At 44.6% G+C, this 1,589-nt stretch carries 2 protein-coding genes; one reads left to right on the forward strand and one right to left on the reverse strand.

Features of this window, described 5'->3' with window-relative positions:
* Positions 1-34: 34 nt before the first annotated feature.
* Positions 35-844: a cysteine dioxygenase family protein gene (locus F6K53_RS41145; RefSeq protein WP_293086074.1), complete on the reverse strand. Its 810-nt coding sequence runs from the start codon at positions 842-844 to the stop codon at positions 35-37.
* Positions 845-1,159: 315 nt separating this feature from the next.
* Here F6K53_RS41145 and F6K53_RS41150 point away from each other — a divergent pair, with 315 nt between their 5' ends.
* Positions 1,160-1,327 carry a hypothetical protein gene (locus F6K53_RS41150; protein ID WP_293086077.1) on the forward strand — a complete coding sequence of 56 codons (168 nt, stop codon included), beginning with the start codon at positions 1,160-1,162 and terminating at the stop codon, positions 1,325-1,327.
* Positions 1,328-1,589 lie beyond the last annotated feature (262 nt).

Genomic DNA, 1,589 nt, shown 5'->3' on the forward strand with positions numbered 1-1,589 from the left:
TAAATAGTTCAATTGTTCTATTTTAGCGCAAGCCTTATCCTACAAGGTTTAGTGGGAGTTTACGAATCAGCTCTAAAAGTTCAGAGTATATAACCATTTGTTTTTGTTTGAAGAACCGAACATGCACAGTAACGAGTCCTTGTTGGGACTCGTTAGCAAGCTGGTGAGTCTGATTAAACCCAACGCAGGCTAACTCGCCTTCTGTGAAGGTTTTTTCGTCCTTTCTTCGGTAGCCCTGCTTTCCGTGCAAGTGCTCCACTGGCTCATAGAAGCGGTGGGTAAGGGTTCCTTTGTAGACACGAATTATGCTAATTTTTTCTTCGTGGGTATGTATTTGTGAACGCTGACCAGGCTCCCAAGAAATAACAGCAATATCACCAAAACGGGTGGTACAAACTAATTGGCGATGGTAGTCACTCTTTTTAAAACTAATAGATTGTTCGAGTAGCTTTTCACTCAAATTAAGGTTCATCGCAAGCTCTTTGAACTTCTCCATACTCATGTCTTGGGGCGCTATGGCATTTACCTCATAGATAAAGTCTTCTAATGAAAGGAGACCAGAGCAACCTAAACAGGGACAAGACTGGAAGGACTGGCTGATCAGCTGATCTACCCTGTGAATGCACTGGTCAAACTGCCAATCTAATACTGCCAGGTCAAACATTTGTGCCATTCTCTCACCATATTCTTGGGTAAGCTCTTTTTGAGTCGCTAGCTGGTAATACTCTTGAACCAACTCAAAAAGCTCTGGCTGTTCTGGAACATTATCTAGCTCATAGACTTCTCCCACTATTGTTTTGAGTTGTTCTTTGGAATCTTCTGAAATTTCACCTTGACTAAACATAGTTACAAACTTTTACGTATCTAATAGGCGTTCCTTGATTTACTTTCAAAAGCCCTTGCTCTTGGAAAGCTTTGTATCTATAAATAAGAAACGAGAGGACGCGAAACGTGACGCAGAGTTTTGTAAAGAATTTTGACGGGCTATCCCCCTCAGGTGCTGGCTAAAAACCAATACCTGAGGGAGTGCCATGAGTCCTGAAAAGTTTGCTATATAAGGCTTTGAGGCCAATTATCTATAACTCCCGATGGTGGGCAGTGGTTACCAACCGGCTTTGTCACCTGATCGGTATCAAGCACTGGCGACCCTACATCAACTGTGCAATGGGCATCAGGCGTGGAACTGGCATCTTGTGTAGAACTGGCATCTTGCGTAGAACTGGCATCTTGTGTAGAACTGGCATCTTGCGTAGAACTGGCATCTTGCCAGTTTCATGCTTATTTTCGGGCGGGCAGGATGCCCACTCTACTGATATTGATTGCTTGATTGAGCAACGCCAGTGGTTTTTGTTCACGAGGGGCTACACCGATGGTGGGCAGTGCCTAGCAACCGGCTTTGTCAGCTAATCTGATCTGTCTCAAGCACTGCCCACCCTACATCAACTGTGGAATGGGCATCAGGCGTGGAACTGGCATCTTGTGTAGAACTGGCATCTTGTGTAGAACTGGCATCTTGCGTAGAACTGGCATCTTGCGTAGAACTGGCATCTTGTGTAGAACTGGCATCTTGCGTAGAACTGGCATCTTGT

Origin of the sequence: Moorena sp. SIO4A1 (genome assembly GCF_010672065.1) — a bacterium.
In the GTDB taxonomy this organism is placed as follows: Bacteria; Cyanobacteriota; Cyanobacteriia; order Cyanobacteriales; family Coleofasciculaceae; genus Moorena.

What these genes read in the sequence shown, in the direction of transcription:
- F6K53_RS41145 (WP_293086074.1), bottom strand. Translation starts at nt 844, where the DNA reads ATGTTTAGTCAAGGTGAAATTTCAGAAGATTCCAAAGAACAACTCAAA.